The organism is Acidiplasma cupricumulans (assembly GCF_001402935.1).
Classification (GTDB): Archaea; Thermoplasmatota; Thermoplasmata; order Thermoplasmatales; family Thermoplasmataceae; genus Acidiplasma; species Acidiplasma aeolicum.
In genome coordinates this window covers 1-4198 of record NZ_LKBH01000129.1, presented here as the reverse complement: position 1 = coordinate 4198, position 4198 = coordinate 1, and the positions used below count along the sequence as shown (strand labels likewise).

General features: G+C 32.8%; 3 protein-coding genes. All 3 read left to right on the top strand.

Annotated features, from left to right (window positions below; all coding sequences use genetic code 11):
* The first annotated feature begins 84 nt into the window (after nt 1–84).
* From AOG55_RS03895 to AOG55_RS03885, 3 genes are read left to right on the top strand one after another with little or no spacing between them, the layout of a single operon-like run.
* Nucleotides 85–2751 carry an ATP-dependent DNA helicase gene (locus tag AOG55_RS03895; RefSeq protein WP_055040918.1) on the top strand — a complete coding sequence of 889 codons (2667 nt, stop codon included), beginning with the start codon at nt 85–87 and terminating at the stop codon, nt 2749–2751.
* 53 nt (nt 2752–2804) lie between these two features.
* Nucleotides 2805–3785: a sulfite exporter TauE/SafE family protein gene (locus tag AOG55_RS03890; protein ID WP_054963882.1), complete on the top strand. Its 981-nt coding sequence runs from the start codon at nt 2805–2807 to the stop codon at nt 3783–3785.
* A gap of 1 nt (nt 3786) precedes the next feature.
* Nucleotides 3787–4188, top strand: a complete 402-nt coding sequence (locus AOG55_RS03885) for a DUF1634 domain-containing protein (protein WP_048100999.1) — start codon at nt 3787–3789, stop codon at nt 4186–4188.
* The last annotated feature ends 10 nt before the right edge of the window (nt 4189–4198 follow it).

Below are 4198 nucleotides of genomic sequence, written 5' to 3'. Positions count from 1 at the left end.
TTATATAAATTTTATTATAATATAAGTAAATGTACAAAAATAAGAACATGAAACTATTATTAATTAAAACAATATTATCTTGCCATGAACACTCTGGTCATCGCCAATCCGGGCACAGGTAAAACCACAAACATATCAATGGAGGTTGCAAAATTATTAAAAAACGGCATTTCGGCTAAGGATATCCTGTGCATAACGTTTACAAACAAGGCCGTTGAACAGCTCCGTTCTAAAATTAATGAGTTTATTTCTAAATTTAACATCCCGGGAAATGCATACGATATTAAGGTCATGACATTTCATGGATATGCATATGAACAGCTAAGTGAAAGTCTAAACCATAGGGATATAATATCTTACAATGTGGTAAGATACCTCATATTTAAAAAATTAAATGAAATTAGGGCATTTAATTATTCACGTGAATATATTATTGATACGTTAATACCAAAGATAGAAAACGCATTAAGATACATAAAAAGCTTTGGTATACTTCCAGAAGATATTATTAAAAATCATGATGATATAATAATCCATGTAAAGAATCTATACAAACAAAAAAGGATAAGAAACATATCAATGGAAGAGGAATTATATCTGTTTGAATATTTTATAGAGGCTTTCAAATACTATGAGGAAAATAAAAATAATTATGATTTTAATGATCTTTTAATGCAGTGTTTGAAACTTCAATACAGGGATAATTATAAATATATTTTTGTTGACGAGCTTCAGGATGTAAATGAGCTTGAGGCCCAGCTTGCACTTTCAGCAGGTGAAAATAAATACTTTGTTGGAGATAAAAAACAATCCATATTTGGTTTTCAGGGAGGTGCACTTTCAGTTTTTGAATCCCTAATTAAAGATCCCAATTTTACAAAAAAATCCCTTGATATAAATTACAGAAGCACTGAAAATATATTAAAATATGCTAAAGCGTATTACATCAAAAATGCCAGTGACAGTTCAGAGGAGCTAAACAATTTTCATGGTATAATGGAACAGGGAAATATTGTTACTATTATAGAATCAGAAAACCCAGAGGCCACTGTTGCAATGGCACTAAAGGGTTTAAAGGGAAAAACAGGTGTACTTGCCAGAACAAATGATCAGATATCCTTAATATCAGAATATTTGGACAGAAACGGAATAGAATACTCAAGTGACACAACAACGCATACCGTAATTGAGGCTAAAAATGATATAATAAACTTTTTGAGGGGAATTTTTTATGATGACCCCGAAAATATAACAAGGTCTCTATTTTCAGTATTTTCTGGGATGACATTAAAGGAGGCATTTGAAACTTCCGAAAATATAAAAAATGCAAATTATACACTGGATATATTTAGTGATGATAATCCTGTTCTTGGGCTTAAAAAAATGGGATTTAACAGGGAAACCATTAAAAAAATATTTGAGGAACGAATAATACCAATAGCAGCATCAATAAATCGCGAATATTTTATTACAGCAAGAACTGTTAAGGCCGCAATAGATGAATTTTTCTCCATGAACAGTGATTATACAAGGTCTGACTTTTTTAATTTTCTTGACCTGATTTATTCAGAGGAATTTATGGAGGCCGGAGAAAAAGATATTGTTTTAACAACCGTACATAAGGCAAAGGGGAGAGAATTTGATAATGTAATTTACATCCCAAAAAAAACCAGAAAATCCGAGGCGTTTATAGATGTTATAAGCTCGGCAATAATAAAATCAATAAAAAATATAGATGTGGAAAAGGAACTTGATGAGGAGAGCATTAGAATAAATTTCGTTGCAATAACCCGGGCAAAATATAATTTAACCATTATAAGCACGCCCGGGGAGATGCCAAATTTTTCCATACCTGAATATTCAACTGTTTTAAGCGGTAATACTGACGGTTTAAATAATAATTCATTTAATAAATACAATGAGGCCTATTTTCAGTTTGTTGCCGGTAACTATGATAGATCAAGGAATATACTTAGTGAAAATACATCATGGCTTGTATCAGAAATATATAATTTTTTTAAATCAAAAAATGTCCTATCATTTTCATTAATAAGCTCAATTGATAATCCATTCCAGTTTTTAAAACGCTATATATTAAGATTGGATGAAAAAACAACAGCATTGTTAATAGGGCTCCAATCCCATGAGCTTGCGGAACTAAACTATAAAAATGAAATAGAGGAGGAAAATCTTGAGGAGGATCAGGCCAGCACACTGGAAAGAATAAGATCAATAAACAATGAAATAGAAAGAAATTTTAATGCAAGGCAGATAGAATCGGAGACAGGCATAATAATAAAGGTTAATGAAATGTTTGATGAATTCAAGGGCATAGATGATTCAATAATGTTTTATGGAAAACTTGATGCCGTTTTTGCAGGTGATGGAAATATTATAATACTGGATTACAAAACAGATAAGAACACGGGCAATGCAAATCACCACCGCGTTCAGCTATTATCATATAAAATTCTTTATTCTGTTAAAAACAGCGTCCCTGTGGAAAAAATATTCACAGCCCTCGGATATATAAGGCTCCGTGGAAATATCAACACAAATAAAATAGAACATGGCATAGTGTACAAGGAACCGGACAAAAATAGCGAGGAAAAACTAAAAAATTATATTACTAAATTCCTTGAATACAAAAATAATCCTGAAAAATTCATACAGGATTTGTTGAATGCCAATGACAACAGCGTATTATATAAAAGGATTAAAAACATGCTCATCAATTTTTCAAAAATGTGAAATATTTATTCTTCTAAAGTAAATAATATATATTGTCTAGCAATATATAAAAAATGTCATTGATATTTATACTCATAAAATTCATATCAATATTAGTTGGCTCAATTTTTGCTGGTTTTATAGGGTCACTAACAGGCCTTGGCGGTGGCACTGTCCTTGTTCCAATACTCACATTATTTTATGGAATACCATTTATTTTTGCAGCCGGTGCAAGCCTTATATCAACAATTGCAACATCTGCAGGTTCAGCAAGCGCATACACAAGAAAGAAAATTGCAAATATTAAGATTGGAATTGGTCTGGAAATAGCAACAACAACAGGTGCAATTGTCGGCTCATTGACACTTGTATTTATAGACAGGCATGCGCTTATATGGGTTGTTTATGTCATCTTTGGTCTTGTACTTTTATTCTCGTTAATACCGACCATAAGAAAGATAGGTGCCGAGGTTCCACCCGAAATGCCTCCAGACTGGACCACAAGAGTTTTCCAGCTTACCGGTCAGTACTATGATGAGCATTTGAAACAGACTGTAAAATATAAGGGTGTAAGATGGTGGCTTGGTGAGATCGTAATGTTCTTTGCAGGTTTTGTTTCAGGGCTTCTCGGCATAGGTTCAGGTGCATTAAAGGTTCTAGGAATGGACTGGGCCATGAACCTGCCAATGAAGGTTACAACCACATCAAGTAATTTTATGATAGGTATAACGGCTGCAACAGGTAGCTCAATATACTGGTATGAGGGTTATATTAACGTTTTTATAGCAGCCGCAACAGCCATAGGGGTTCTCATAGGTGCGTTTTTTGGTGCCAAGGTTCTTGTAAGAATATCAAATCAGAATATAAGATGGGTATTTTTTGCAATATTATCATTTTTGGGTTTTGATATGGTTTTTAAGGGCCTTCATATAATAAATTTTATAATTACGTTCTCACTGACAATACAGTTCTTTATATCCATAGCAATATCAATAATTATGATATCTGCGCTTTACATACATACAAGAAGAAAGGAATGGAAGGAGGTGAAATAAAATGAAAAATCATGATGATGAAATAATTATTAGTTATTTTCTGCGTGCCGGTGTAATTATAAGTGTATCATTTATTGTACTTGGCGTAATATTAATGTTTGTAAAGAATGGTGGTGATGGATTTACACTGTCACAGCTATCATCATATAACTATGCATTGAATCATGGAATTGATTCCAAGTCACTTCCCCTTGGCCTGATACCTGAGGGATTAAGATCCCTGGATGGTCTTTACTTTATAACAGTTGGGCTCTGGGTGCTAATATTTACACCAATAACAGTGGTTTTTATAGGCTGGATTTCCTTCCTTGAGGATAAAAATTACAGGTATGTTTTAATGGCCTCAATTGTGTTATTTAACCTGTTCTTTGCAATGCTTGTTGTTCCCAGATTTATTGGATAAATAACAAAAT

Coding starts and splice junctions, on each gene's coding strand:
- AOG55_RS03890 (WP_054963882.1), top strand. CDS start 2,805: ATGTCATTGATATTTATACTCATAAAATTCATATCAATATTAGTTGGC.
- AOG55_RS03885 (WP_048100999.1), top strand. CDS start 3,787: ATGAAAAATCATGATGATGAAATAATTATTAGTTATTTTCTGCGTGCC.
- AOG55_RS03895 (WP_055040918.1), top strand. CDS start 85: ATGAACACTCTGGTCATCGCCAATCCGGGCACAGGTAAAACCACAAAC.